Origin of the sequence: Labilibaculum antarcticum (genome assembly GCF_002356295.1) — a bacterium.
In the GTDB taxonomy this organism is placed as follows: domain Bacteria; phylum Bacteroidota; class Bacteroidia; order Bacteroidales; family Marinifilaceae; genus Labilibaculum; species Labilibaculum antarcticum.
On record NZ_AP018042.1, the window covers coordinates 4064635 to 4089541 of the forward strand.

Sequence of the window (24907 nt, forward strand, 5' to 3'; positions counted from 1 at the left end):
GAGTTGTTCAAAAGTGAACATTTTTAGTGAATTTGTTAATCCTTCTCATTTCTTCTAATATACTCACTGTCAAAATGTTGGTGATTGATTCTTGTGATACCTCTATTTTACCGTTTTATGGCATTCCTTTTGCTCTTAAATGGATGATGTTTAATTTAAATCTAAAAGGTATGGAAGTAAGGACTGATACGCAAATTAAAAAGATAAATTTCAGGAGTGATAAGAAGGACCTTTTGGAATCATTTTTATCGAATTCAAACAATATAGGCAACGAGGCTTTAAAAGTAGAGACCGATTTATTTGTTAAAGCTGCGAATAAGAAAAATATTCAGTTTGAATTTATTCGAATGAAAAGTTGTAAGCTGGATAGAACATCATTTGATATTAGTAATGCGAAAAACGCTTTAATCGAAGCTGATTTTGCTCTTGCTGATACCGGAACCCTAATCTTAGATACACAAGATCCTGAAGTTTTATTAACCGTTTTTTTGGCTGAAGTACTGCATGTTGTTGTACCTGCAAGTAAAATTCTACATTCAATGGATGATTTTGAATTAATAAAAGGAGAGCGTGCCGTTGTAATGGGAGGTGGTATTGCAAGTATATCAGTCTCTTCTTCGGATAAAGGACGTAAGTTTTCATCGAAAGTATTACGTACAATGGTTTATGTACTCGAAGATTTATAATTAATTATTCTAAATAAATGCGAACCTCCTTTTAGCAGATTGGAGGTTTTTTTATGCGATTTTCAGGAAGGGGATTTTCTTTTATTATATTGTTATTGAGTTATAATAGAGTTGTTTATGTTGGGTTATTTCTTTAGTTTGATATGTTTTTTTTGTAACTTAAAGAGTTGTCTGAAATTATATCTGAATAAATTAAAGTTTGTGTTAGGCCAATAAATTGATTGTTGTTAATGTAATTGGAAGGCATGGTTAAAGATGATTCCATGGATCAGGTTTTTTTAAAAAAGTTAACTCTTGTTATTGAAGAAAATCTGACAAATGAACAATTTGGGGTGAAGGACTTGGCCAAGGAGATGAGCATGAGTCGTTCTCAAATTCACCGTAAACTAAAAGCGCTTACTCAACAATCAATAAGTAAGTTTATTTGCGAAATTCGGCTGAAGAAAGCGATGGAACTTTTACAGGGAAATGTGGCTACAGCTTCCGAAATTGCTTTTCGCGTTGGTTTTCGAAGTCCGACTTATTTTAACAAGTGCTTTCATGACTATTATGGGTATCCTCCCGGAGAGGTTAAGAAAAAAAATGCTTCATATTCTGAATCGGAAATAGAATTTAAATCATCAAAACGGAGCTATGCAAAGGGAAAACAGTATTCATTTTCGAAGTTTTTAATTGTTTCGCTGTTATTACTAACGGTAATTTCGATCACCTATTTTCTAATCCCGAAGATGATCGGGGAGGATTTTGGTGAAATAAGTGGTGGTGAAGTAGTCGACAAATCCATAGCCGTTCTTCCCTTTAAAAACCTAAGTGAGGACAAAACAAATCAGTACTTTGCTGATGGGATGGTTGAGGATATACTGAATCGTCTGTCGCATATTCATGAGTTGAAAGTTATTTCGAGAATTTCCTCTGAGCAATATCATGAAAGTTCTAAATCCTTGCCTCAAATTGCGAATGAATTGGGTGTCGCTTACATTCTCGAGGGAAGTGTTCAAAAATTTAAAAACAAGACGAGAATCTTTGTGCAGCTCATTAAGGCCCAGGATGATCAGCATATTTGGTCAGAGAGATTTGATGCTGAATTTGATAATTTATTATCCCTTCAAACTGATATTGCTAAACGAGTTGCTTCCGAATTAGAAGCTGTTCTCACTCCCGATGAAATTAAACAAGTTGAACGGAAACAAACAGAGAATCTGGAGGCGTACAACCTGTATCTAAAAGGTCGCTTTTTCTGGAACAAACGAACCGAAGAGGGGGTAAAAAGAAGTCTTAAATATTTTGAACAGTCAATTATACTGGATTCTTCTTATGCCTTAGCTTATGCTGGGATGGCTGATGCCTACTTCATTCTTGCATGGTGGGGATGGTATCCGCATAAAGAAGGTTATGCAAAAGCTAAAGAGTTTGCGCTGAAGACTCTTACAATTGATCCAAAGCTGGCAGAACCTCATGCAACGCTTGGTGTAATTGCTGAAAATGAATGGAATTGGGCGGAAGCTGAGAGAGAATTTAAACGAGCTATTGAATTGAATACAAATTATGCAACAGCTCATCAATGGTATGCGGAGTATTTGGGTGCTGTTGGAAAAATAGATGAAGCAATTGAAGAGATAAACAAGGCTCTGGAATTAGACCCTTTATCAGTCACTATGCACAGTATGAGTGGTGTCTATCATTATCAGCGTGGGTATTACGAGCAAGCTCTGGCTTTACATCAAACTGTACTTGATATGGATAAAACCTTCAGATATGCTCATATTGATATTTTCTATCTTCTCTTGCAACAAGAGAAGAATGTTGAGGCTGTTGACGAACTAAAGAAATATTTGGCAAAGGATTCCTTGGACAAAAAACAGATTACTTTTATGGAAGAAGCCTTTGAAAAATCAGGGGGAAATGGGATGCTTCTTTGGTTAATTGATTTACAGTTAGCTAAAAATGCTCCTGAACCCTATTTTATAGCTGAACTATATGCTAAATTAGGACAAAAACAGAAGGCTTTGGATTGGTTAGAGAGAGCCTTTGAAGCTCGGATAGGCTTAATATTTATTCGGCTAAAAAATGATCGCAATCTTGAAAATATTCACTCCGAACCAAGGTATAAAGCTTTATTAAATAAAATGGGATTGGAGGTTTAAAGAGATTTTTGAATTATTCTATTTACAGACTACTTTATTTAATCTTTTTGGCAAGTTGTAAGTCTACTACAACCTAGTTTTAAGTCTGCAACATATTTTCAACTTGTGGAAAATAAAATTAAAATATTTGCAACATGAGAGCTATGTTTGGCCTCTCCATTCTCCTTATTTTAGTCTTTACAAATGGGTGATGGTATGCCAAACTATTTTAGTGGTGAAGTTTTAATTTTTATTAAAAATCTAAGTTATGAAAACAAAAGCGATTTTCGTCCTGTTCATGTTTGTTGTGTTTTTATCTGTAGCTCAGGATTTAACGAAAACAAGAATGTTAGGAGGAGTAGATGTGATACCTCCAGTATTTACAGGAATAGATATTATAAAATCAAATGATTTTGGCTCTATTAATGATTATTTGGAAGAAAGGGTACAGTACCCTGAAGAATCAGAGAGTAGATGGATCGAAGGAACAACAATCGTTCAATTTACTGTGCTTGCAAATGGGGAATTAGACGATTTTCGGGTAGTTAGCAGTGTAACATCTGATATAGACAATGAGGTTATCAAGGTTTTAAAGTTGACCGATGGAATGTGGAGCCCGGGCAAGAATAATGGAACTCCGGTTGCTATGGAAAGGGAAGTGTCTGTCACCTTTCAAATGGAGAATTCGGACCATGTTAAGTTAGCTCGTAAATTTTATAATCGAGCAAATAAAAGGCTTTTAAAGAATAAACCATTGAAAGCATTACGTATTCTTAACCATGCTATAGTTTATCAGCCAAATGATTATTCGATTTTGTTTTTAAGAGGAAGAACTCAATTAATTGTTGGCAATATGGCTGGAGCCTGCCAGGATTGGAACCGTTTAAAATCTTTAGGCAGTGATTTAGGGGATGCGTACTTGGAAAAACACTGTGAAATGGATGATTATGCCGTGAACAAGTAGATTTAAAAGAAAGAACAAGGCCAAATCAATTTTGATTTGGCCTTGTATAATGCCGATGGGCTAATTATCAAATATATATGCTTTTTTTATCCACTTCTTTGGGCTACAACCATTGAGTTTATTGCTAACCTGCCTATTCTTTTATACATTATTGTATGCTGCCTTTTGTTAAAATATTTCCCATGCTTCTATTTCTCCTATAATTATTTTAAAAAGAGGGTGGGATTCAATATTCGTTTCCGCTAATAGGCTATCATATTTAGACAAATCTCGAGCTTTTAATTTCTTGAGTAAATGCTGCGTTTCATATTCAATTTGTCCTTTAGAAACAGTTAAAGTTACTGGATCCGACTCCACACTAAATTTATTTTTATTGAAATGATATCCCCTTTTGAGTGATTCCTGGTAAACGGCTTCCAAATATTGATTGATGCTATGAAGTGGATTCGTTGATTTTTTAAAACGTGTTAGTTGAGGGTGATTTTTATATCCTTTTGTATTGCCCTCTAATACATTTTTTGCCAAAAGAGTTTCCCGCCAAAGAGCAACTAAACCTTTTGTATCTAAATACTTGGGATGTACAGACCAAATTCTCATAATGGAAATATTTTTTCAAGTGCTTTGGTACGGAAATCAAAAATTTCATTCAATTTATTTTTAATGACCAAGGCATTTGCAATACTTCCTAACCAGCCAAATGGAGGTTGGTAGCTAACAATGTCTTTCATTAAAACACCATTTTCTACAGGCCTAATAATGTGCTGATGATGCCATAGTTTGTAGGGGCCAACTCTTTGTTCATCTACAAAATAAGATTTATCTCTAATATGTGTTATTTCGGTAACCCAGTTTGTTGGAATACTCAACAAAGGGTGAACCGTATAACTGACAATCATGCCCTCATATATTTTATCGGGTAAATTTGGAGTACGTATATCGAAACCCATATTTTTGGGCGTAATTTTTTTGAGATTTTGTGGTGAACTTATAAAATCCCAGACCTCGTCTATGGAGGCATTAACAAATTGTTCTTTTTGAAATTGATAAAATGCCATAATTTTTTTTTAGGATGAAAGTTCTTCGTTATGTAACAAGCGATTTATATTTGTTCGATGCAAGAGAATAATAAGTACCATGCAAATTAATAAATAATAGAATGTTGAGCTCAGGCCGTGAATAAACAATTCAGTTATTGGTAAAGCTATTCCTAAAATAATAGAGCCCAACGAAACATATTTTAGGCGCCATTTTATAATAAAATAGATTGCTACCGAAATAAAAACAGAAAAGGGTGCAATTAATACCGAGGCTCCAAGTGTGGTATTCACACCCTTTCCTCCTTTAAATTTTAAAAAGATGCTAAAATCGTGACCAATAATCGTGGCAAGCGAAACACAATAGACAAAAAAATCAGGCCCTATTTTTTTATCATCAATAAAAAATAAATAAACAGCTACCGGTGCAAATCCTTTCAACATATCGAGAAGCTGAGTGGCGATGGCAATTTTTTTTCCTGCAACTCTTCCCACATTGGTTGACCCGACATTACCACTGCCTATTTCCAGAATATTTTTACCCGTAAAATATCGGGTTAAAATGTAGCCAAAGGGTATGGCTCCCAGTAAGTAGGAGAGTAGTAGGAAAGGATATTGAATTGTTATATTCATCTCAATTCCTGAATAATTCGTAAGGCTTCATCGACATGCTTTTGGGCTTGAATCTGGGAATTAAATAGGTAGGCTATTTTTCCTTCCTTATTCACAACATAAGTAACCCGGCCAGGAATTAACCCGAAAAGACTGGACGGGACACCAAATAAGTTGCGCACTTTATTTCCTGTGTCGCTTAATAGAGTGTAATTAAGACGGTGCTTTTTCGCAAATTCCAGATGACTTTCTACCGATTGTGCACTAATTCCAATAATCATTGCGTCGGCATCGGCAAAAACTTCAAATTGATCACGAAACGAACAAGCTTCTTTTGTACAACCCGGACTATCGTCTTTAGGATAGAAATAAATCACCAGATTCTTTTTACCCAATACAGTTTCAAGTTTAAATTGTTGACCATTCTGGTCGTTTAATTCAAATGTTGGAACTTTGCTTCCGACTTCCATTTTTTTCATTTTTTCAGAATTTGTGTCAAAAATTAGATAAGCAATAAACAAGACTAAATAAATGGTCAGATAAAGCAGGTAGAAGTTCTTAAACTTCTTGTATTTGAGATTATCGGGATAGATGTTTCCAAAAAGTCCCTTGATTTCTTTCCAAAAAACCGGTTTGATATTTATTGTCCAACTATCGGTTTGATACACCATTTTACGGAATTTGCTTCTGTAATAACTTAATGGCAAACCCCAAGCTACAAAAAGTATAAACCAAATATTTTTAGCGATAAAGTCCATTGTGTTTATTTTTTAGGGAACCACGGAAAAAAAGAACTGGTTTTTTCGATGTATTTTCTGTATTGTGGTTTTGTATCGTTTAAGGTTTTTTCAAGTAGTACCACTCCTGATATTTTTATAATCAGTAAAGTCATTACCACAGAACCGATTATTTGCCAGTAACCACCAGCGGCAATACTGAAAATTGCATACGCCCACCATACAGCAGAGTCGCCAAAATAATTCGGATGGCGGGTGTATTTCCAGAATCCTGTATTTAGAACTTTTCCTTTATTTGCAACATTCTGTTTAAAACGCGCCAACTGAAAATCGCCTCCTGCCTCAAAAGCAAAGCCAATAAGCCATACTATTATTCCGAGGTAATCCAGCAGTCTAAGTTCTCCGGAACTTGTACTCGAATGAATACCTAATAGGGGCAAGGAAACAATCATGATCAAGACACCTTGTAACAAAAACGTTTGGAAAAAACTAAACCACCAATAACGTTTTGGACCATAGTTTCTTCTAAATTCCTGATATCTGAAATCCTCTCCTTTGCCTATATTTCGCCAGGCAAGATAGAGGGTAAGCCTAAGCCCCCAAATGCTAACCAAAACTAAAATTAGTATTTCTCGCGCATTTATTTCGCCCGACTTAAATACGTAAAATGCATTCACAAGTACAAAACCAAATCCCCAAAAAATGTCAACAATACTTACATTTTTTAGAAATACACTCCAAATCCATAACAGCGTTACCAGAACTAAAACGAGTAAGGAAGCTTGTAAAAACAGAGTCATCATTTGAATCGAATTAATTGTTAAAAAGTAATGAGATAGCAAGAGCACCGTTGCCTGCATGCATTCCAATAACCGGTGAGATATTGACAACCGATACTGGTTTTATTCCGGTCATTTCAAACATTTTATCCTCTACCAATTGAGCTCCATCAGAATTCTGTGCATGCAAAATGATATAATTCCATAAGGTTTTTTCACGGCTAATCTTTGCTATATGCTTAAATATTTTTTTTAAGCTGGCTTGCTGGCTAAAGGTTTTTCCAAACAATAGCGATTTTCCATTTTCATCCATTGAAATAACCGGATTTAAGCCCAGAGCGGTGGCGATTATTCCTTTAGGTTTAGAAACCCTTCCACCTCTAATCATCGTTTGTAAATCGCGAACACTTACAAATATTTTAGATTGGAGTACATCCTTTTTAAGGGTTTCAACAATTGATTCGACGGACTCGCCAGCTTCAATATTTTTGGCTGTTTTTAATACCAATAAACCCAGTGCTCCTGATAAATTTTTTGAGTCGATTACATGAACCGGTTTTTTAAACTCTTTTGTAATGCGTTCGCCGGCTTTTACACTGTTTGAATAAGTTCCACTAAACTGGCTGGTTAAATGCACAGCAATTATGGCATCGTAATGCGAGGCCAAATGTGAATATAAGTTGGTGAAAGTCTGCTCATTTATTTGAGATGTTTTTGGGAATTCAGGCTCAGTTTCCAACAAATCGTAAAACTGATTGGGTTGAATTGTAACTTTATCTAAATAATGACTATCGCCAAAATTCAAATTAAGCGGCACCACATTAATCTGATAAAAATCAATCAATTCCTGCGATAAATCACAGGTTGAATCTGTAACCAACGCAATATTCCATTTTCGTTTGCTTACAGCCTCCTGTTGCCGAAGCATATCATCCACTTTTTGTAAAGTGATGGTTCCAATTTCTTTTAACTGATGAAAAAGCTCTGCTGGGTTATTGGTGTGAACGTGAATACGACAAATGCTTTCCGAACCGGCAACAACAACTGAATCACCATTTTGGCTAAGGAATTTTTGAAGTTCAGATTTACTTTGGCGAATATTTTTTATAATGGCCTCGGTGCAAAAGCGGAAGGTGATTTCTTCTTCTGTCAATTCGTTCGAATGAACAAGCGAAACATTTTGAGTAGACTCAACCGCAAGATTTCGAATATTTCTATTTTTAATAAAACCGATAATTCCTTCAATAAACAAAACAAAGCCTTTTGCTCCCGCATCTACAAAATCCGTTTTGCTTAAGGCTTGCAATTTTGTGTTTGTTTCAGCCAATGATTTCTCTAACACTGCCAAAGAATCAATGATTACATCTGCAAAATCAGGTATGGCATCTTTTTTACTATTTAGAAAATCGGACCACTCTTTGATAACGGTTAACATTGTTCCTTCAACCGGATTTGCAATAGCCTCGTATATATAAGGAATTGATCTTTTTACACTTTCGGCAAATTCAGTTAAAGTAATAATTGGTTTGTTTAAGGTTTCCCGATTTAAACCATGTAGAAACTGAGCAAAAATAACTCCCGAATTTCCACGTGCTCCAATTAATGCTGCATCAGCAATATTGCTTACCGTAGTCTTATATGATTTATGAGGTTTTATATTGTCGATAACAGAACGGACAGTAGAGGCAAGGTTTGTTCCGGTGTCTTTATCGTTAACCGGAAAAATATTTATTCTATTTATTTCGACCTGATTTTTTAGTATCTGATTTCCTCCTGCGATAAAAGCATAATACAAGAATTTCCCGTCGATAAAAGGTGTTTCAATCTTTTGCATGATTACTATTAATTAATCCATTTTACAATATGAAAACCGGCTAAACTAACGGTTGCTGATAAAATTGCGCCCCATAAAATATCGATAAAAACGATAGGTAGTGGCCAGTCTTTAAGTGTGGCCAAATTCGTTAAATCGTAAGTAGCATAAGTAAACAGACCAAATAAAGCTCCCATCAAAATTGCACTAAGAACAGAGCCTTTTTGAACTGCCGGATAAACAGCAAATATTGAAATCCCTGCAACATATATGAAGTAGAAAATAAAAGCTGCGGTCCAATTTACTTTATCAGATAAAAAATCACCCAGGTATTTTTGATAGAGGTTTTTAGCTATGATGCCAAGCCATAGTAAGTCTATCATCAAAAAAACGATGAAAGTAAGCAGGTAACTTATGAGGATACTTTTTATTTGCATAACATTTGAATTTTATCTTGTTACAAAGGCTTTTGTTCCACTTTTATCAAGCTTGAAACATCATAACCGCGCTTTTTTAATCGAGTAAGCAAGTCTGTATATAATTCATTTTCCATTTTTGGAGTGCGGCTCAAAATCCAAAGATATTTATCTGAGCTGCTGCCAATAACGGCCCATTGGTAATCCTTGTCTAATTCCATTACAAAGTAATCGCCGTAAAAGAACAAGAAAAAGGATACTTTTAGTTTTGCCGGTGCTTTTTCGGGTTGGGGTATTTTAGCTTTTCCAACCGCCTGCGAGAATTTACCCTCGAAACTATTTTCATAGCCACTGTTTACCACCTTTATTTTTCCATCGTCGCGTGTTGAATAATCGGCTGTTACACCAACAAGTCCACGTTCAAAACGATGGTCGTAACGAGCAATTTCATACCATATGCCCAAATATCGTTGAATATCCAGCTGCTCAACTACCGTTTTATCAATCATCGATTTTTGTGTGTTACAACTCATAAAAGAATTACTAATAATTAGTGAACTAATTATGAATAAAGCAATAGTTAAACGTTTACTGATTTTCAACATTCGGTTATTTTTATCGAATTTGATGAACATACATATTTTACTCTGTAACTAAGGTAATTGTATTTGTATTAAAAAACTAACAACAATTAGCGCATAGTTTTGTTCATTTTTAGACAGCATATAATGCTTGGTGTATGTTGCGGTTTGGATTTAGGAGAGAGTTAATGTTCGCCAGGATTGGTGCCGTTTAAAATTCTTAGGCAGTGACTAAGCTGATGCGTACAAGGGGAAAGACTGTGAAAAGGATGATTATGCGGTGAATAAGTAGATTTTTTTTTTAAAATAAAAGGCCAAATCAATTCTTATTTGGCCTTTTAGTATGCCGATGAACTGCGCTCAGATTTTGATACGTTATTGTGTGGCGTATGTCAACATTATCCGATAAAATAATATTTACTATTTCCCTTTATAATAAAACCAATCGAAGAGTGCCCTGTTTTTGAATCTTTACCATTACTTGTGGCATACACACCACCACTTTTCGTTTTGTGTTTGCACCAAATCACCGTGCCCGATTGCATACAGCGGGTAATCCTCACCAAACTGACGGTGTGAGAGTCCTGGATTGATATAATCCGAAATATAAGATCCTTTAATTGAATCGCCATGATGAACCGTAAGCGCATCATACATGCCAGTTCCACCTTCCGATATCAACAGCATATACTTAGTCCTTAATTTTATAAAGGTGGGGATCTTCTGAATACGAAGCATTGTTAGCATGTCCATAGGTTAATATGTGTTTTTTTCCAACCAGCTTTTGTTGCTGCAAATTAAGTTCCTGATTGTATATCATACACTGGTCTTTCGATTGCTTCTTTTTAGGTCCTTTCATTCCGGTATAATAACACTTCCCATCATGCTCCCAAAACAGTGATGGATCAATACCCTCAGGGCAACCATATGGGATCAGACCAGGGACCTGCAGGATCAGTCGCTGTAATGTAAAAATTCATTTTACAAGCCACGCAGGTGTTGACGATGTAAAATATACCATCGTAATAACGGATGGTTAGGAGCAAACAAGCCAAGTTTATCTGGTAATCTATTAAAATCAACTATGTCTGGCCGATCAATCGTATGGCCAATTAGTTTCCAGTTAACCAAATCTTTACGGTGATAGATTGGTAAGAGTTAACCAGTTAGTAGTCTTCTCCTACTCGACATAAAAGGCCAATGCCAGTATGGATAGTCTGGAATTAAAAGTTCCGGAATAAGAGCTGAAGGTAACTGAAGTCATTATTTCCGTGTTTCTAATATAACAAGTCAATTTTGCTTCTATGGTCTTCATCTGATTCAGATGAAAAATTGAAATCCATACGCTCAAAAACCAGAGCATTAGAAATCAAATTATTCAACTTTTTATCAAGCTTAGATATTGATTTTTGAAATACTAGAGGAATGTGAAAGGGGCACTTTTGTTATCTTTCTGTATTCAAATTGTTTAATCTGGCTTTTAATCGTACCTTTGCACGCAATGAATAATAAAATTCACAAACAAAATAACGAAAGGGTATTTACTGTATATAATTTGATTTTCAGAAATCAGATGGGTAAATCCAAACCTCCTTGCGTTTAATTCTCTGTTTCTGCCAGTATCTTTTTCATTAAAACTATATCTTTTATGTTTCTAAAACATAAAATGGTATCGGTGTTTACACTTTTACCGTTCATTTCTTTATTATATCAAGATAAGCCAGAGTTTCATGTTGTGGATGCATTGGGCTCTAATTATAATCTTTCTTCTTGGAAAGATGGACAAAAAGAACAAGGCGGTAATTTTGGCTACGATGTTTTTCGTGTAAATGCCAAAGCAAAATACAAAGGAGTTAAATTGAATGCCGAGTATCGTTTTTTATTCGGAAGGCTTTGGCGACGAAATGTTAACGCAAGCTTGGGTCGGTTACGATTTTACTCCTATAAATACCCTTCAAATAGGATCAACACAAGTACCGTTTGAAATTACTCAGTACAATTCTCTAAATACAAATAAAACACTTAAAATCTGGCAGATAAAACCAATGACTGCCTATGGATATCTATATATATGGTAGCATCGTAAGCTACTACTAATACACTTGGTGCAGCTTATTCCGTGTCGGTAGAATGAAAAGGAATTCCTAACCTCTTGTTTTATAATGATTTTGGTTTTATGGATAAATAAATCGATGACTTCGATAAATCTTTTATAAATGTAACTGGAGTATTGCTTATTGCAGGTAACGTTTATATGTATGTTGGCGCAGCGCAAGGGAAAGACCAGTTTGAGAAAATGCGCTGCAATATGAATATCGGGTATTACTTTTAATTAGAAAAATGAGATGTTATGGCGGATAAAAGAAAAATAAAAATTAAGGTTGAGGACTTAACCCTGATTTTCGGGAAACGTAAACAGGATGCCCTTGCTCTACTTGAGAAAGGAGTTTCAAAAGACGAAATTCTGAAGAAAACAAAATGTACTGTTGGGGTTAACAAGGCTAACTTTGAAATTAAGGAAGGAGAGGTTTTTGTTATTATGGGATTGTCGGGCAGTGGAAAATCTACTTTAATCCGCTGTTTGAATCGACTTATCAATCCTACCGCCGGTAAAGTTTTCTTCGATGAGCATGATATTACCCGCGAGAGTAATAAAGAACTATTGGAAACCAGACGTACAGAAATGAGTATGGTATTCCAGAAGTTTGGTCTTCTTCCACACAGAACGATTCTTGAGAACGCTGCTTTTGGATTAGAGATTAGGGGCGAAGAAAAGCAGAAGCGGGAAGAAAGAGCCCTGGAAGCACTCGAAACCGTTGGGTTAAAAGGTTATGAATATCAATACCCATCGGCAATGTCAGGAGGTATGCAACAGCGGGTAGGTTTAGCACGTGCCCTGGCAAACGATCCGGAAGTTTTGCTTATGGACGAAGCGTTTTCTGCACTCGATCCACTCATTAAAGCAGATATGCAGGATGAGCTGCTGGCAATACAGAGCAAGTTGCACAAAACGATAGTATTTATTACTCACGATTTGGACGAAGCAATGAAAATTGGTGACCGTATTGCTATTATGAAAGATGGTGTTATAAACCAAATTGGCACAGCGGAAGATATTTTAACAAACCCGGCAACTGAATATGTTGAAGCTTTTGTTAATAAAGTGGATCGAAAAACTATTATTACGGCTGAAACTCTCATGTTTGAAAAGAATACGCTGGTTCAAATGGCCAAAGATGGTCCCAGAGGAGCCATCCGTAAAATGCGTACAGTTGCAGTTGATGTTCTTCCTGTGGAGGATGAAAACAGAGTATTTCTTGGTTATGTATGGTTGCAAGACCTCCTGGAATTGGAAAAAGAAAAGGAAACTTCTATTGAAAAAGCACTGAAGACAAATGTTCCGAGTGTATATAAACACTATTCCGTAGAAGATATGTTACCCCTGATTACAGGGATTAAATACCCTCTGGCTGTTATAGACGAAGTAAGTGGGAAATTACTTGGCTTAATATCTCAAACTTCGTTGATTATTGAAGCTACGCGATTTGGAAAAAAAGAAATAAGTGAACTAAAAGAACGTGCAAACGAAATGTAATATGGAAAAATTAATTGATCTTGGTAAATATATAGAAGCTGGAATTAATAAGTTGGAAGAGAACTTTTCTGGATTGTGGGGAGCTATTGATGATGTAATCTCCTGGACGGTTAATGGTATGAACGACGTGTTTCTGTCCATTCCTTTTTATGTCATTATTGTACTTGTAGCCTTGGGGGCTTATTATGCCAATGCTGGGAAAAGTTCCTTTAAAATAGAAGGATTAAAAAAAGGAGGTGGAATGACATTATTTGTCCTTTTGGGATTATTTTTAATTTTCGCAATGGGGTACTGGGAAGAAGCCATACAAACAACCACCTTGGTTATTGTTTCAACCCTGATTGCCCTTATTTTGAGTATTCCACTGGGAATTTTGGCTGCCCGAAGCAAAACCGCTGATGTGATTATTCGGCCCATACTTGATTTGATGCAAACTATGCCAGCCTTTGTTTATCTGATTCCGGCTATTTTCTTTTTTAGTGTAGGAAATACTCCCGGAGTTGTAGCTACTGTGATTTTCTCTCTCCCACCGGCCGTACGTTTAACTTGTTTGGGAATTCAAAATGTTTCGGAGGATGTGATCGAGGCGGGGCGTGCTTTTGGAGCAACCGAAAAACAAATTTTATTTAAAATACAGTTGCCTTTGGCCAAACCAACTATTTTGGCCGGAATTAATCAGGTAATACTATTGGCTTTATCAATGGTGGTTATCGCTTCAATGGTAGGAGCTAAAGGGCTAGGAAGTATTGTTTACCAGGGTATTCAGCAAAACGACATTGCAAAAGGTTTTGAATCGGGATTGGGTATTGTGATATTGGCCATAATTTTAGACAGAATCACACAAGCTGTCGCAAAAAAATAATAATAATATTAATCTTTAAATATAATTATGTTGAAATTAAGAAATTTAGGAATTTTACTTGTATCTGTACTATTAACTGTTTCAGTTAGTTCATGCAATAACAGTGGTAAGAAAAAAGGAAAAAGTGAAAATAAAAAAGAAGTTAACATCTTTTATCCTAATTGGGCTGAAGGAGTTGCGTTTACTTATTTGGCAAAAGCAGCACTCGAAGCAGATGGTTTTGAAGTGAATCTTACCAATTTGGCACCAGGCTTAATATATGGTGAATTGTCAAAAGACGACTCAAAAGGGGATGTGTGTCTTGATGCATGGCTTCCGAATACGCACAAAGATTACTGGGCCGACTATGGTGATAAACTGGTAAAAATAGGCGAAGCGTTTACTGGGGCTACAACTGGTTTGGTTGTTCCTGCCTATGTTACGATTAACTCTATAGAAGAGTTGAATGCCAATAAAGATAAATTTAGCAGTGAAATTATTGGTGTTGGTGGAGGTGCTGGTATTCATGCCAACACGATTAAGGCAATAGATGCATACGAGCTAGATTTCGAGCAGATTACATCAAGTGGACCTGCGATGGTTGCTAGTCTTGAGAAGGCAATCAGAGATGAAGAATGGGTTGTAGTAACCGGCTGGAAACCACATTTCAAATGGGTTAGAAATGACTTGAAATATTTAGATGATCCTAAAGGAATTTTCCCAAAGGATGTCTTAACAATTATTTCGCGAAGAGGATTTGCAAAAGACCAACCAGAGGCTGCTACTTTTTTCAAAAACTTTAGCCTTGAAGAAGGACAGTTGTACGAATTAATGACAGCCATTGCTGACAATGGTGAAGAAGCAGGAGCTGCGAAGTGGTATAAAGCCAATAAAGTATTGGTTGATTCCTGGATGAAATAATCTGGACGTTGAAACTGTAAGTTAACATACAAAAGGAGCCGCATTTCAATAATGTGGCTCCTTTTTTTCATCCAAGTTTCAGTAGTCTTTGCGATAAATTTATTTTAACCCAATCGTTTTTAATTTGGTCAATACATACAATATCTCCTTTTAAAATAGATGCACTTTCTACCCTCTTACTCTTTCCTTTATGAGGAAATTTAACAGAAGGACATTGCAAAAGGTTTTGAATCAGGATTGGGTATTGTGAAATTGGCCATAATTTCAGATAGAATCGCGCAAGTAATTGCAAAAAAATAAAATTAATCTAATATATGATGAAATTAAGAAACTTAGGAATCTTACTTGTAGTTGTAGCATTAACTGTTTCAGTTAGTTCATGCAATAACAGTAATAAAAAAGAAAAAAGTGCAGCTAAAAAAGTGAGTATTTTTTATCCCAATTGGAGCGAAGGAATTGCGTTTACCTATTTGGCAAAAGCAGCTCTCGAAGCAAATGGTTACGAAGTGGAATTGACCAATTTGGCCCCAGGCATGATCTATGGAGAATTGTCAAAAGAGGACTCAAAAGGGGATGTATTTATGGATGCATGGCTTCCAAATACCCACAAAGAATACTGGGCCGACTATGGTGATAATCTGGTAAAATTAGGTGAAGCCTTTAGCGATGGAACAACCGGTTTGGTAGTGCCTTCTTACGTTACAATTAACTCTATTGAAGAGTTAAATGCAAATAAAGATCAATTTGGAGGACAAATTATTGGCATTGGTGCAGGTGCAGGTGTTCATGCCAACACACTTAAAGCCATCGATGCATACAAGCTCGATTTTGAACAAATAACATCTAGTGGTCCTGCAATGGTGGCTAGTCTTGAGAAGGCAATCAGAGATAAAGAATCGATTATAGTAACTGGCTGGAAACCTCATTTTATATGGAATAAATACGACTTGAAATATTTAGAAGATCCCAAAGGAATTTATCCTATAGATGCCTGTACCATTATTTCGAGAAAAGGATTTGAAAAAGACAAACCTGAAGCGGCTACTTTTTTCAAAAACTTTAAGATGGGTGAAGCGAAATTATACGAATTAGTGGCAGCCATTCAGAGTAAAGGGGAAGAAGCAGGAGCTACGGAATGGTATAAAGCCAATAAAGTATTGGTTGATTCCTGGTTGAAATAATCTGGAAGTTGCAACTGTAAGATTACATACAAAAGTAGCTGCATTTTAATAATGTGGCTACTTTTTTTATTCATGTTTCAGTTGTCTTTCCGATAAATTTATAATAAGCCCAATCGTTTTTAATTTGGTCAATACATACAATATCTTCTTTTAAAATAGATGCACTTTCTTTCTCTTATGAGGAAATTCAACAGAACGACATTGCAAAAGGTTTTGAATCGGGATTGGGCATTGTGATATTGGCCATAATTTCAGATAGAATCACGCAAGCTATCGCAAAAAAATAAATCTAATATATGATGAAATTAAAAAACTTAGGGATTTTACTTGTAGCATTAACGGTTTTAGTTAGTTCATGCAATAACAGTGGAAATAAAAAAGCAAAAGATAAAAAAGAAGTTAGCATCTTTTATGCCAATTGGGCTGAATCAATTGCGTTCACTTATTTGGCAAAAGTAGCACTCGAAGCAAATGCTTATGATGTGGAACTCACCAATCTGGCAAACGGATTGATATACGGTGAATTGTCAAAAGATGACTCAAAAGGGGATGTGAATCTTGATGCATGGCTTCCGAATACGCACAAAGCTTACTGGGCCGACTATGGTGATAACCTAGAGATATTAGGCGAATCGTTTAGCGAGGGGACAAGTGGATTGGTTGTCCCTGCCTATGTTACGATTAACTCTATTGAAGAGTTGAACGCCAATAAAGATAAATTTGAAAGTAAAATTATTGGTGTTGGCGGTGGTGCTGGTATTCATGGCATCACACTTAAAGCAATAGATGCTTATAAGCTCGATTTCGAACAAATGACATCTAGTGGTCCTACCATGGTGGCCAGTCTTGAGAAGGCAATCAAGAATAAAGAGTGGATTGTAGTTACCGGCTGGAAACCACATTTCACATGGGCCGAAAACGACTTGAAATATCTAGAAGATCCCAAAGGAATCTACCCAAAGGATGCTTGCACAATTATTTCTCGAAAAGGATTTGCAAAAGACAAGCCAGAAGCGGCTAATTTTTTCAGAAATTTTAACCTTGAAGAAGCCCAGTTGTACGAATTAATGGCACTCATTGTAGAAAAAGGAGAAGAAGCAGGAGCTACGGAATGGTATAAAACCAATAAAGTATTGGTTGATTCCTGGATGAAATAATCTGGAAGTTGAAACTGTAAGTTAACATACAAAAGGAGCCGCATTTCATTAATGTGGCTCTTTTTAGATGTGTTAGTTAATGGGATTTTTGTTTAGTTATATATACATTTCAAAACAGCCTGTAGGTATTATTTAGCAACACCAATTTAGGTTTTATGCAATTAATTATAATACTATTCACTGTCCTGTTTTAATTTTTTCTCCTATAACTTGATTATAATCAAGTAGATATGGTGGCATGCTTGAGCCAATATTAAAATATCCACATGGAGTTCCTTTTTTATTACAATCAAATTGACTTTTAAGCCAAGATTATTTATGTTTTAATTCATAAAAAACACCCCGATCAAGCTGAACCGTTCTAATTTTATTACTTGCTTCCAATGGCCCTAAATATTTATTTATTTCATTAACATGAATACCCAGAAAATGATGTAAGTCATCAAGCGTACAAGGGCGACGGGCTATGGTTTCTATAATGGCAGTTTCAATATCGCCGCTATAGGATTCAACAGATGTTCGCTCCTGAGCGGCTGCTATAATTTCAACATTTGGTATGTTCCAATAATCAATAATTTCCTGTAATTCACTTTTTAATAAAGGAATTAATCTGGCTATGGTTCCCGGACGATCGAGTGTATTTAATTGAATACTGTCGGGATTAATTTTTAGAATGACTTTTTTAAGTAAATCCAATTCTTCTTTTGAATCATTATAACCCTTCAGTAAGAATATTTCTAACCAAATTTTGCCTTTGTATTCTTTTCTTAAATCAATTAAGCCCTGAATGTAAGTTTCTATTTTTAAGTTTGAATTTGGGCGGTCAATTTTTTCAAAAACAGTCTGACTAGCAGCATCTAAAGAAGGCAAAATCACATCGGCTTGTAACAGTTCAGTTCTTAACTTCTGATTAAAAAATAAAGTTCCGTTTGTTAAAATACCTGTTTTTATGTCAGGATAATTTTTTTTAACAAAATTCAGAACATCTCCTATTCTGTTATTGAGGGTTGGTTCTCCTGAGCCCGAAAATGTAATGTAATCGATTTTAGGTTTATTGCCCATAAACTGCTTTAATTCAGCAATCACCTCATCGTATTTTACATACTCCATTCTATCGAGAGTAAGTTTAGTGGTTTTACCTACTTCGCAGTAAACACAATTTAATGAGCACACTTTTTTAGGTATTAAATCAATACCCAACGACATACCCAATCTACGTGAGGGAACAGGACCAAATAGGTGTTTATATATAACTTTGTGATTTTTCATCAAGCTTTTTCTTTTATCTGTTTGTCAAGATACATTTGAATCATTCTAACTATATTTTGAATTTCTATTGATTTTGGTAAAGCATCGTCAATCATTTCTATATAATGTCTTGACCGAATACAATGGAAAGTCGCATCAAAATTGATATCAAAAACCCATCCCATTTGAAGTAGTTTAAAATCATTTAAATTTTTCACATGCTTACTATCAACGATGCTTCCATTTGTCAAGTCATGATAAACCTCTTCGGAGATTCCTGATGTATTTGGAAGTTCAAGTTCAAGAGCCACATTTTTTTTGCCGTTTTTTTGCTTATAATAATCGGTAACTACCCTCCAAATATCCAGTTTATCCGCATCACGTAGCAATTTCGTATAAAACAGACAAGTATCTGTCTCTTTTTCAGGAAGTATTGCTCGATTATGGTACAATATTGTTCGGAGAATTAAACTTTGCATTGATTCATCCAATCTATTTAAAACCTTATTGTCTTTTAATATTTGAACACCTAATTCAGCATGATTTACTGATTTTTTGTCAGCAAAGGTTTTAAAGCGTGCATATTGCTCAAAGCGACCAATATCATGAAACAGTGCAATAACCTCAGATAGACGCAATTCATCATTATTTAATTCAACCTGTTTACCTATATTGATAATTTCTTTGCATACTTGCATCGTATGATTTTCTTTCAAAATTATATTCTCTTGAATATTTTTATCTCCATTTTTAAATGATTGTACATAATGAAAAAACCAATCCTTCAAATACTGTACATCTTGTTCATTTAAATTTATTTGAGTTTTACACATGCTATTTTCTTAATATTTAATTGTACACTTACAAATAGGAATTTAGCTTACTATATTTCTCTATGGTACTCGGTTCAAAAGAGGGATTATATAGAAGGGCAGATGGATGTGTCAATGGAAATATTTTCATTCCATCGAGAACCAATAATTTGCCGTTTACATTTTTAAAACTCATTTCTTCACGGGAAGGATCAGCGTGATATTTCGTTAAAATTGAGCGAGTTGCATAATAACCCAAAGGGACTATGATTTGAGGTTGGATAATCGAAATTTCGTTACCCAAAAAGGAGCTGCATGCTTCAATTTCATTCCATGTAGGTTTCCGATTATTCGGCAATAAACATTTCACCAAATTAGTCATATATACCGATTGTCTTTCAATTCCGGCTGTTTGCAGCAGTCTATTAAAAACCTGTCCCGAAGGGCCAATAAACATTTTATTTCCGATATCTTCTTTCGCTCCAGGAGATAGCGCAACAAATAGGATACTGGCACCTATATTTCCTTCACCGGTAAGCGCATATTTTCTTGTAGCCGATAAACTACATTTCTCACAAGTCCTAATCTCATAATTAAGAGCATCCAGTAATTCTCGTTTTTCTTGCAGGTTTAGCTGGTTCATCTTTTTAATGCCAATTAATGAATCTACGAAAAGGTTCTGGTTTTGAAGTGTTTTTTAAGAAGGCTTCAATTGCAAGATTTGTGAAGCTCTTAAAATTGGATTACATCAATATTCTTCAATATATTTTTATTTTTAAAATAGAAATTCTTGCCCTGTTCTCACTTGTTGAATTTTAAACTCATTATAAAAAGCTGCCAATGCTGGTAATTCTGTACAATGAGATGGTAAAACTTGCCTTACGTTTAAGTGTTTTAGATACTCGATGGTTTTTTGCGTTTGAGAATCATCTTTCTTCAAATGAAATCCACCCATAATTACTTTTACCTTGTCTATCTTGCTAACTTTTATCGCATATTCTACAATATTACATATTCCGGAATGGGAGCACCCCGTAATTATTATTAGTTCATTGTTTTGAATAATTGCTAAAGCAGAATCATCAGGAACAAAATCCTCATTAGCTTGTTCATCAATAAAAGGGGTTTCTTGAGATTCAAATTTATTTGTTCGAGGTATTTCACCTAGAAAAATAATATCTTTTGTAATATAATAAGGTAATGCAGACTCAATCAAATTAAACCTCTTTTTAATCTCAGATTTTGATAATGAAAGGCCAATATTTCGTTTGCTTCCTTTATGAAATCTTTTGATAAATGAATTTGGATGAGCAATCAGTGTTTTATTACTAATATGCTGTAAACCATCTCCATGATCCCAATGTCCATGACTAAGCACAACTACATCAGCGGAATCCTCAATACGATACCCCTTTAAAATGCTGTTTTTAAGAAATATATCACTGTGCCCGGTATCAAATAAAATAGTTTTCCCATCCTGTTCAATTAAATAGGACAAACCATGTTCTGCAAGGAATTCACCACCTGCCATATTTTCTGTTAATACTGTTAATTTCATATGATTATAATTTTAAGTTTTTGCCATATGGAACTTACCATGCTGGAATAATCATCCTCCTGTGTGTCAAAATTACTTGTCATGGACGTTTCATATGATTATAATTTTATGTTTTTACCATATGGAACTTACCATGCTGAGATAATCATCTCCCTGTGTGTCAAAATCACTTTGGCATGGACGTTTCATATTCAATTTTTATTATGTGATTGCTCCTACAGGACAAGCATTTATGCATGCTCTGCATTTTTTGCAATTCGTGATTGTTATTTTAGCTTTACCATCTTCTATGTGAATGGCTTTTGAAGGACATATATCTACACATGCTCCGCAACCAATACAAAGTTCAATATTAATTTTTGGAAAGCTTGAGGTTTTGGTATTTTCATTAGAAGCCTGTTGTTTGTCGCGATTTTTAGGCTGATCTTGTCTTATAAGCGGGATATGGCACTTAGGACATAGTAAAGTCGTACATGGAACTCCTCGTTTATGAGTAATGGAATAATTGCATTGAGGACAGCTACAAACGCCAAATTGTGATGTGCTCCTTCCTCTTTGTTGTGATTTGTTTTGTTGATTTTTCCCTTTTCCAAACATAATGTTTGTCTTTTTAGTAATATTCTATTCTTTATATTGCTCAATAGTTTTTTTAAAAGTTAATGCAACCAAGTGTGCGCAATGTTTTTTTTGCTCAGGCACTTCACCCACATGTTTTAATAAATCTATTTCATCAAAATTTTCACAATCCTTTACTTTTTTACGAATTATTATTTTTGTTAAAGCGGAACCGAATATAAAAGTACCTACACATCCAATAGCTTGAAATTTAGCATCAGTTATAACATCCGATATTTTCAAAAATATTTCTAGCGAATCACCGCAAGGGCCTGTATATGTGAAATGCGCATCTGGGTTTTCAATTCTTCCGACATTAAAATTATTTTCATAGTATTTTATTGCTCTAGCGGAATATCCAGATGTTTTTAATAAATCACGAACTGTATTCATAATTTTATTGATTAAATAAAGAGAGGCTGAATTAGCCTCTCTCAGAATTAATTTAAAAGCCGCCTCTGAAACCGTTTTGTCGTCCCATTCCGAAACCTCTTCTACCTCTGCCTCTACCTCGTCCAAAGCCAAAACCTCTTCCCTGAAAATTTTCAGGCGTATTATCGTTGGTATTTTCTTTCGATTCGGTAGTTTGATTTTCGGGATTTGTTTCCACATTGGCACAACGTCCCATTCTACGGCCTGTCATGGGACCTTGTCCCATTGGACCTGTTTGATTAAAACCTGGCATAATGACCTCCTTTTTTAATTGTTAATACTATTTTTCATCACTTTTTAAGCGTTTCCCTTTCCCCGTACCTCCACCAGAATGACGTTTTTTATCCATTCCTTTACCTAATTTTTGAAGTTTTTCATCTTCAGTAGCATTGCTACATTCTCCTAAATTGCGTCCTGAGTGGGAGCCTTTTCCTTCGGGACCAGTACCATCAAGTTTTGGCATATTATAGTGATTTTAATGATTTAACATTTCTATAATTTCTCTGATTTTTTTTTCCGGCTGTTTTATAACTATCATTTGGATTTTTAAACTATCAAGCAAGGATTTTATTTTCATTCCAAAATCGCATGAAATTATTTTATTTACATTGCGAGATGCCACTAATCGCACTGAAGAAGTACCCGCATCCTCTTCTGATTCTTTGTTTGGATTAGGAATAAATTCCATTGCTTTACTTTCATTGTCGTAAATCACAAAGTATGCACAGCGACCAAATCGTTGGTCAATTGTTGATTCTAATGTATTTCCTGTAGATGTGATTGCGACTTTCATGCGTTTATTTATTAATACTATTAATTAAAATGTTCTTTTCATCCTGGCACCACATGTTGGACATATGTGCTTATTACAGTTTATACCACATTCATGTTTTTGCTTAAATCCACAGCTGGGACAAACACACAAATCATTGCAATGTTTAATACCTGTTTCATTATAAGTGTAATCAAATTCCTTAACCTGTTGACTACCGCACAATGAACAATTTTCAACTGTTTTTTCTTTTTCAGGGTTATTAAAATAGCACTTGCATGTATTGCAATGATACCAGTCGCTGTCAAAATAAACCTGACCTCCTTTAATCGCAATTTGCCGTCCTTCGACAAATGCTTTTGCAACTTTTTGAAGAGCAGAAGCATAAATTCTTGTGAAAGTGGGTCTGGAAACACCCATTATAACAGATGCTTGATGATGATTAAGCGTGTCGTAGTCACTTAGGCGAATAGCTTCATATTCCTCATATAATAGATTAACGAGCTCCGAATTAAGTTTTCCTGATTTTTGACCATAAGGCTTAAATCCATTGATTATTGGTGGATTTAAAATTTTTCGTAATACTCTTTTTCTTGGAGGCATATTTAGTAATCAATAGTTCATCACAAAATTAATGAACTATAGTTCATTAATCAAATTTATTTCGAGTTTTTTGAAAGAAAAGATTAAATCAATATATTTTAAAACCAAAAGTTTGAAATGAGAATATTCTCATTACCTTTGTACTCAAGTTTCTTATTAAAAGCATAGATATACTCTTCAAGCATAGAATAGCAACATTTAAAAGTCCTTCAATTTACAAGCTATTCAACGAAACATTTATTACAACATTTTAAAATACGTTAACCTATTAAAAACACAATGAAGAATTTATATACAGAAGAATTTCGTAAAGTAATGAAAGTCAATTTTGAGACTACCAGTATGAGTTCAAACCGTATTGAAGAAATAATGAATTTTGCGCGGGGTATTAATTTTGAGCGATTAGGAATAGCACATTGCATTACATTTTCAAACGAAGCTCAAATATTGAAGGACTATTTTTCGAGGTATTTCGATGTTTACACTATTGATTGTAAGTATGGTAGAATAGCTCAGAAAGACATTATAGGAAGGACTGGCGGTCGTATATTATGTAATCCGGCAGGACAAGCTGATTTTTTAAATAAAAAAAACACCGACTTAAATATTTCAATGGGCCTGTGCGTTGGTCATGATATGATATTCAGTAAAGTGTCAAATGCTTTGGTTACCAATTTGTTTGATAAAGATTTTACAAATAATAATAATCCGGAACAGGCAATTGCGGATATTCAAAATTTATAATGATTTACTATGAAAACTATTGATTTACACATTCACACAACTGCTTCTGATGGTACTTATACACCTATAGAGCTTGTCGATTATGCAGTGAAAAAGAATCTTTCAGCCATTTCTATTACCGATCATGATACCATGAAGGGGATACAGAAGGCAATGGATTATATCAATAAATCACATCTGCCAATAGAGTTTATTCCTGGTATGGAAATGTCTGCTTCGGGTATGGGACAGGTTTATGGGATTCATATTTTAGCCTATTTTATTGATAAAAGTCAGGAGGAAGGTGTTCTTATTCTAAATAATGTAGAAATGGATTGGCGCAATAGCTCTGGGAGTCCTGAAGAAGCCATAAAAATAATTTCAGAATATGGTGGAATTACTTCTTTGGCGCATCCACTGGAGTATTGTCTTTCAATGACTGAATTGGATAAATTGATTGGGAAACTTGCATCTATGGGGCTAAAAGGCTTGGAGGCAATCTATACCACACATACTGATACCCAGATTAAACAGTTTAAGGCGATCGTAACAAAATATAATTTGTTGATAACAGGAGGCTCAGATTTTCACGGTACCAGAAAACCGGGAGTAGATTTGGGAAATGGTTTTGGGAATATGGTAATTCCTTATGATATCGTGAATGCGATGAAGAACAAAACGATTGAGACTGTTTAGCTTCTGAA

General features: G+C 35.0%; 32 protein-coding genes. 11 read left to right on the top strand and 21 right to left on the bottom strand.

Annotated elements, in window-relative coordinates; all coding sequences use genetic code 11:
- Nucleotides 1-74 precede the first annotated feature (74 nt).
- The 3 genes from ALGA_RS16005 (at nt 75) to ALGA_RS16015 (ending at nt 3773) form a co-directional block, all read left to right on the top strand.
- The gene (locus ALGA_RS16005) at nt 75-686 is read left to right on the top strand and encodes an LUD domain-containing protein (protein ID WP_096430835.1); all 612 of its coding nucleotides are present in this window, start codon (nt 75-77) and stop codon (nt 684-686) included.
- 263 nt (nt 687-949) lie between these two features.
- Nucleotides 950-2830: a helix-turn-helix domain-containing protein gene (locus ALGA_RS16010; protein WP_162845463.1), complete on the top strand. Its 1881-nt coding sequence runs from the start codon at nt 950-952 to the stop codon at nt 2828-2830.
- A 247-nt stretch (nt 2831-3077) separates the two neighbouring features.
- Entirely contained in the window at nt 3078-3773 is a 696-nt protein-coding gene (locus tag ALGA_RS16015; protein WP_096430839.1) for an energy transducer TonB, read from the top strand.
- A gap of 168 nt (nt 3774-3941) precedes the next feature.
- Here the strand turns inward: ALGA_RS16015 and ALGA_RS16020 are convergent, their stop codons facing one another.
- The 11 genes from ALGA_RS16020 to ALGA_RS23655 all read right to left on the bottom strand — a co-directional run bounded on the left by ALGA_RS16020 (nt 3942) and on the right by ALGA_RS23655 (nt 10827).
- Entirely contained in the window at nt 3942-4370 is a 429-nt protein-coding gene (locus ALGA_RS16020; protein WP_096430841.1) for a pyrimidine dimer DNA glycosylase/endonuclease V, read from the bottom strand.
- Nucleotides 4367-4828 (bottom strand): SRPBCC family protein, encoded by a 462-nt coding sequence (locus ALGA_RS16025; protein WP_096430843.1) that lies wholly within the window; start codon nt 4826-4828, stop codon nt 4367-4369. The genes ALGA_RS16020 and ALGA_RS16025 overlap by 4 nt, the downstream gene beginning before the upstream one ends.
- 9 nt (nt 4829-4837) lie before the next feature.
- Nucleotides 4838-5440 carry a glycerol-3-phosphate 1-O-acyltransferase PlsY gene (gene plsY / locus ALGA_RS16030; protein ID WP_096430845.1) on the bottom strand — a complete coding sequence of 201 codons (603 nt, stop codon included), beginning with the start codon at nt 5438-5440 and terminating at the stop codon, nt 4838-4840.
- Complete coding sequence (locus tag ALGA_RS23235; protein ID WP_197705591.1) at nt 5437-6177, bottom strand: peroxiredoxin; 741 nt, start codon at nt 6175-6177, stop codon at nt 5437-5439. Before ALGA_RS23235 ends, plsY begins: the two co-directional genes overlap by 4 nt.
- A 5-nt stretch (nt 6178-6182) precedes the next feature.
- Nucleotides 6183-6959, bottom strand: coding sequence for a DUF1295 domain-containing protein (locus tag ALGA_RS16040; protein ID WP_096430847.1), 777 nt, complete (start codon nt 6957-6959; stop codon nt 6183-6185).
- A gap of 10 nt (nt 6960-6969) precedes the next feature.
- Nucleotides 6970-8769, bottom strand: coding sequence for a DAK2 domain-containing protein (locus ALGA_RS16045; protein ID WP_096430849.1), 1800 nt, complete (start codon nt 8767-8769; stop codon nt 6970-6972).
- A gap of 8 nt (nt 8770-8777) precedes the next feature.
- Nucleotides 8778-9185 (bottom strand): DUF2177 family protein, encoded by a 408-nt coding sequence (locus ALGA_RS16050; protein WP_096430851.1) that lies wholly within the window; start codon nt 9183-9185, stop codon nt 8778-8780.
- A 20-nt stretch (nt 9186-9205) separates the two neighbouring features.
- A complete protein-coding gene (locus ALGA_RS16055) occupies nt 9206-9697 on the bottom strand; it encodes a lipocalin family protein (protein ID WP_197705592.1) in 492 nt (163 codons plus the stop codon).
- Between the two features lie 525 nt (nt 9698-10222).
- Entirely contained in the window at nt 10223-10432 is a 210-nt protein-coding gene (locus ALGA_RS16060; protein ID WP_162845464.1) for a family 43 glycosylhydrolase, read from the bottom strand.
- A gap of 4 nt (nt 10433-10436) precedes the next feature.
- Nucleotides 10437-10721, bottom strand: a complete 285-nt coding sequence (locus tag ALGA_RS23650) for a family 43 glycosylhydrolase (RefSeq protein WP_096430855.1) — start codon at nt 10719-10721, stop codon at nt 10437-10439.
- A complete protein-coding gene (locus ALGA_RS23655) occupies nt 10660-10827 on the bottom strand; it encodes a family 43 glycosylhydrolase (RefSeq protein WP_096430857.1) in 168 nt (55 codons plus the stop codon). Before ALGA_RS23655 ends, ALGA_RS23650 begins: the two co-directional genes overlap by 62 nt.
- A gap of 566 nt (nt 10828-11393) precedes the next feature.
- Here ALGA_RS23655 and ALGA_RS16075 point away from each other — a divergent pair.
- From ALGA_RS16075 to ALGA_RS16100, 6 genes are all read left to right on the top strand, one after another.
- Nucleotides 11394-11729 (top strand): hypothetical protein, encoded by a 336-nt coding sequence (locus ALGA_RS16075; protein ID WP_096430859.1) that lies wholly within the window; start codon nt 11394-11396, stop codon nt 11727-11729.
- 366 nt (nt 11730-12095) lie between these two features.
- Complete coding sequence (locus ALGA_RS16080; protein WP_096430861.1) at nt 12096-13340, top strand: quaternary amine ABC transporter ATP-binding protein; 1245 nt, start codon at nt 12096-12098, stop codon at nt 13338-13340.
- Between the two features lies 1 nt (nt 13341).
- Nucleotides 13342-14202, top strand: a complete 861-nt coding sequence (locus tag ALGA_RS16085) for an ABC transporter permease (protein WP_096430863.1) — start codon at nt 13342-13344, stop codon at nt 14200-14202.
- Between the two features lie 27 nt (nt 14203-14229).
- Nucleotides 14230-15102 carry a glycine betaine ABC transporter substrate-binding protein gene (locus tag ALGA_RS16090; protein ID WP_096430865.1) on the top strand — a complete coding sequence of 291 codons (873 nt, stop codon included), beginning with the start codon at nt 14230-14232 and terminating at the stop codon, nt 15100-15102.
- A 314-nt stretch (nt 15103-15416) separates the two neighbouring features.
- Nucleotides 15417-16283: a glycine betaine ABC transporter substrate-binding protein gene (locus ALGA_RS16095; protein WP_096430867.1), complete on the top strand. Its 867-nt coding sequence runs from the start codon at nt 15417-15419 to the stop codon at nt 16281-16283.
- A 296-nt stretch (nt 16284-16579) separates the two neighbouring features.
- Nucleotides 16580-17440, top strand: a complete 861-nt coding sequence (locus ALGA_RS16100; protein WP_096430869.1) for a glycine betaine ABC transporter substrate-binding protein — start codon at nt 16580-16582, stop codon at nt 17438-17440.
- A 312-nt stretch (nt 17441-17752) separates the two neighbouring features.
- Here the strand turns inward: ALGA_RS16100 and ALGA_RS16105 are convergent, their stop codons facing one another.
- The 10 genes from ALGA_RS16105 to ALGA_RS16150 form a co-directional block, all read right to left on the bottom strand.
- Nucleotides 17753-18709: a radical SAM protein gene (locus ALGA_RS16105; protein ID WP_162845466.1), complete on the bottom strand. Its 957-nt coding sequence runs from the start codon at nt 18707-18709 to the stop codon at nt 17753-17755.
- The gene (locus tag ALGA_RS16110; RefSeq protein WP_096430871.1) at nt 18709-19521 is read right to left on the bottom strand and encodes an HD domain-containing protein; all 813 of its coding nucleotides are present in this window, start codon (nt 19519-19521) and stop codon (nt 18709-18711) included. The genes ALGA_RS16105 and ALGA_RS16110 overlap by 1 nt, the downstream gene beginning before the upstream one ends.
- A 28-nt stretch (nt 19522-19549) precedes the next feature.
- Entirely contained in the window at nt 19550-20143 is a 594-nt protein-coding gene (locus ALGA_RS16115; RefSeq protein ID WP_096430873.1) for a uracil-DNA glycosylase, read from the bottom strand.
- A gap of 132 nt (nt 20144-20275) precedes the next feature.
- Nucleotides 20276-21058, bottom strand: coding sequence for an MBL fold metallo-hydrolase (locus ALGA_RS16120; protein WP_096430875.1), 783 nt, complete (start codon nt 21056-21058; stop codon nt 20276-20278).
- Nucleotides 21059-21259: 201 nt separating this feature from the next.
- Nucleotides 21260-21655, bottom strand: coding sequence for a DUF362 domain-containing protein (locus tag ALGA_RS16125; protein WP_096430877.1), 396 nt, complete (start codon nt 21653-21655; stop codon nt 21260-21262).
- 24 nt (nt 21656-21679) lie between these two features.
- Nucleotides 21680-22066, bottom strand: a complete 387-nt coding sequence (locus ALGA_RS16130) for an iron-sulfur cluster assembly scaffold protein (RefSeq protein WP_096430879.1) — start codon at nt 22064-22066, stop codon at nt 21680-21682.
- A gap of 52 nt (nt 22067-22118) precedes the next feature.
- Nucleotides 22119-22358, bottom strand: a complete 240-nt coding sequence (locus ALGA_RS16135; RefSeq protein ID WP_145957650.1) for a DUF5320 domain-containing protein — start codon at nt 22356-22358, stop codon at nt 22119-22121.
- 27 nt (nt 22359-22385) lie between these two features.
- Nucleotides 22386-22568 (bottom strand): DUF5320 domain-containing protein, encoded by a 183-nt coding sequence (locus ALGA_RS16140; RefSeq protein WP_096430883.1) that lies wholly within the window; start codon nt 22566-22568, stop codon nt 22386-22388.
- 12 nt (nt 22569-22580) lie between these two features.
- On the bottom strand, nt 22581-22898 hold the full coding sequence (locus ALGA_RS16145; protein WP_096430885.1) for a NifB/NifX family molybdenum-iron cluster-binding protein: 318 nt from the start codon (nt 22896-22898) through the stop codon (nt 22581-22583).
- A gap of 24 nt (nt 22899-22922) precedes the next feature.
- The gene (locus tag ALGA_RS16150; RefSeq protein WP_096430887.1) at nt 22923-23480 is read right to left on the bottom strand and encodes a DUF134 domain-containing protein; all 558 of its coding nucleotides are present in this window, start codon (nt 23478-23480) and stop codon (nt 22923-22925) included.
- Nucleotides 23481-23759: 279 nt separating this feature from the next.
- On the opposite strand from ALGA_RS16150, the gene ALGA_RS16155 reads away from it, so the two are divergent.
- Both ALGA_RS16155 and ALGA_RS16160 read left to right on the top strand, forming a co-directional pair.
- Nucleotides 23760-24224, top strand: a complete 465-nt coding sequence (locus tag ALGA_RS16155; RefSeq protein WP_096430889.1) for a DUF1847 domain-containing protein — start codon at nt 23760-23762, stop codon at nt 24222-24224.
- 9 nt (nt 24225-24233) lie between these two features.
- Entirely contained in the window at nt 24234-24899 is a 666-nt protein-coding gene (locus tag ALGA_RS16160; protein ID WP_096430891.1) for a PHP domain-containing protein, read from the top strand.
- Nucleotides 24900-24907 lie beyond the last annotated feature (8 nt).

Bases quoted from the DNA above. Each gene is read 5' to 3' on its own strand.
- ALGA_RS16020 (WP_096430841.1), bottom strand. From the start codon at position 4,370: ATGAGAATTTGGTCTGTACATCCCAAGTATTTAGATACAAAAGGTTTA.
- ALGA_RS16100 (WP_096430869.1), top strand. From the start codon at position 16,580: ATGATGAAATTAAAAAACTTAGGGATTTTACTTGTAGCATTAACGGTT.
- plsY (WP_096430845.1), bottom strand. From the start codon at position 5,440: ATGAATATAACAATTCAATATCCTTTCCTACTACTCTCCTACTTACTG.
- ALGA_RS16040 (WP_096430847.1), bottom strand. From the start codon at position 6,959: ATGATGACTCTGTTTTTACAAGCTTCCTTACTCGTTTTAGTTCTGGTA.
- ALGA_RS16145 (WP_096430885.1), bottom strand. From the start codon at position 22,898: ATGAAAGTCGCAATCACATCTACAGGAAATACATTAGAATCAACAATT.
- ALGA_RS16150 (WP_096430887.1), bottom strand. From the start codon at position 23,480: ATGCCTCCAAGAAAAAGAGTATTACGAAAAATTTTAAATCCACCAATA.
- ALGA_RS16110 (WP_096430871.1), bottom strand. From the start codon at position 19,521: ATGTGTAAAACTCAAATAAATTTAAATGAACAAGATGTACAGTATTTG.
- ALGA_RS16080 (WP_096430861.1), top strand. From the start codon at position 12,096: ATGGCGGATAAAAGAAAAATAAAAATTAAGGTTGAGGACTTAACCCTG.
- ALGA_RS16120 (WP_096430875.1), bottom strand. From the start codon at position 21,058: ATGAAATTAACAGTATTAACAGAAAATATGGCAGGTGGTGAATTCCTT.
- ALGA_RS23235 (WP_197705591.1), bottom strand. From the start codon at position 6,177: ATGGACTTTATCGCTAAAAATATTTGGTTTATACTTTTTGTAGCTTGG.
- ALGA_RS16010 (WP_162845463.1), top strand. From the start codon at position 950: ATGGATCAGGTTTTTTTAAAAAAGTTAACTCTTGTTATTGAAGAAAAT.
- ALGA_RS16155 (WP_096430889.1), top strand. From the start codon at position 23,760: ATGAAGAATTTATATACAGAAGAATTTCGTAAAGTAATGAAAGTCAAT.
- ALGA_RS16025 (WP_096430843.1), bottom strand. From the start codon at position 4,828: ATGGCATTTTATCAATTTCAAAAAGAACAATTTGTTAATGCCTCCATA.
- ALGA_RS16090 (WP_096430865.1), top strand. From the start codon at position 14,230: ATGTTGAAATTAAGAAATTTAGGAATTTTACTTGTATCTGTACTATTA.
- ALGA_RS16105 (WP_162845466.1), bottom strand. From the start codon at position 18,709: ATGAAAAATCACAAAGTTATATATAAACACCTATTTGGTCCTGTTCCC.
- ALGA_RS16045 (WP_096430849.1), bottom strand. From the start codon at position 8,769: ATGCAAAAGATTGAAACACCTTTTATCGACGGGAAATTCTTGTATTAT.
- ALGA_RS16095 (WP_096430867.1), top strand. From the start codon at position 15,417: ATGATGAAATTAAGAAACTTAGGAATCTTACTTGTAGTTGTAGCATTA.
- ALGA_RS16160 (WP_096430891.1), top strand. From the start codon at position 24,234: ATGAAAACTATTGATTTACACATTCACACAACTGCTTCTGATGGTACT.
- ALGA_RS16140 (WP_096430883.1), bottom strand. From the start codon at position 22,568: ATGCCAAAACTTGATGGTACTGGTCCCGAAGGAAAAGGCTCCCACTCA.
- ALGA_RS16060 (WP_162845464.1), bottom strand. From the start codon at position 10,432: ATGCTGTTGATATCGGAAGGTGGAACTGGCATGTATGATGCGCTTACG.
- ALGA_RS16055 (WP_197705592.1), bottom strand. From the start codon at position 9,697: ATGAGTTGTAACACACAAAAATCGATGATTGATAAAACGGTAGTTGAG.
- ALGA_RS16125 (WP_096430877.1), bottom strand. From the start codon at position 21,655: ATGTTTGGAAAAGGGAAAAATCAACAAAACAAATCACAACAAAGAGGA.
- ALGA_RS16130 (WP_096430879.1), bottom strand. From the start codon at position 22,066: ATGAATACAGTTCGTGATTTATTAAAAACATCTGGATATTCCGCTAGA.
- ALGA_RS16015 (WP_096430839.1), top strand. From the start codon at position 3,078: ATGAAAACAAAAGCGATTTTCGTCCTGTTCATGTTTGTTGTGTTTTTA.
- ALGA_RS16085 (WP_096430863.1), top strand. From the start codon at position 13,342: ATGGAAAAATTAATTGATCTTGGTAAATATATAGAAGCTGGAATTAAT.
- ALGA_RS16135 (WP_145957650.1), bottom strand. From the start codon at position 22,358: ATGCCAGGTTTTAATCAAACAGGTCCAATGGGACAAGGTCCCATGACA.
- ALGA_RS16050 (WP_096430851.1), bottom strand. From the start codon at position 9,185: ATGCAAATAAAAAGTATCCTCATAAGTTACCTGCTTACTTTCATCGTT.
- ALGA_RS16005 (WP_096430835.1), top strand. From the start codon at position 75: ATGTTGGTGATTGATTCTTGTGATACCTCTATTTTACCGTTTTATGGC.
- ALGA_RS16115 (WP_096430873.1), bottom strand. From the start codon at position 20,143: ATGAACCAGCTAAACCTGCAAGAAAAACGAGAATTACTGGATGCTCTT.
- ALGA_RS16075 (WP_096430859.1), top strand. From the start codon at position 11,394: ATGTTTCTAAAACATAAAATGGTATCGGTGTTTACACTTTTACCGTTC.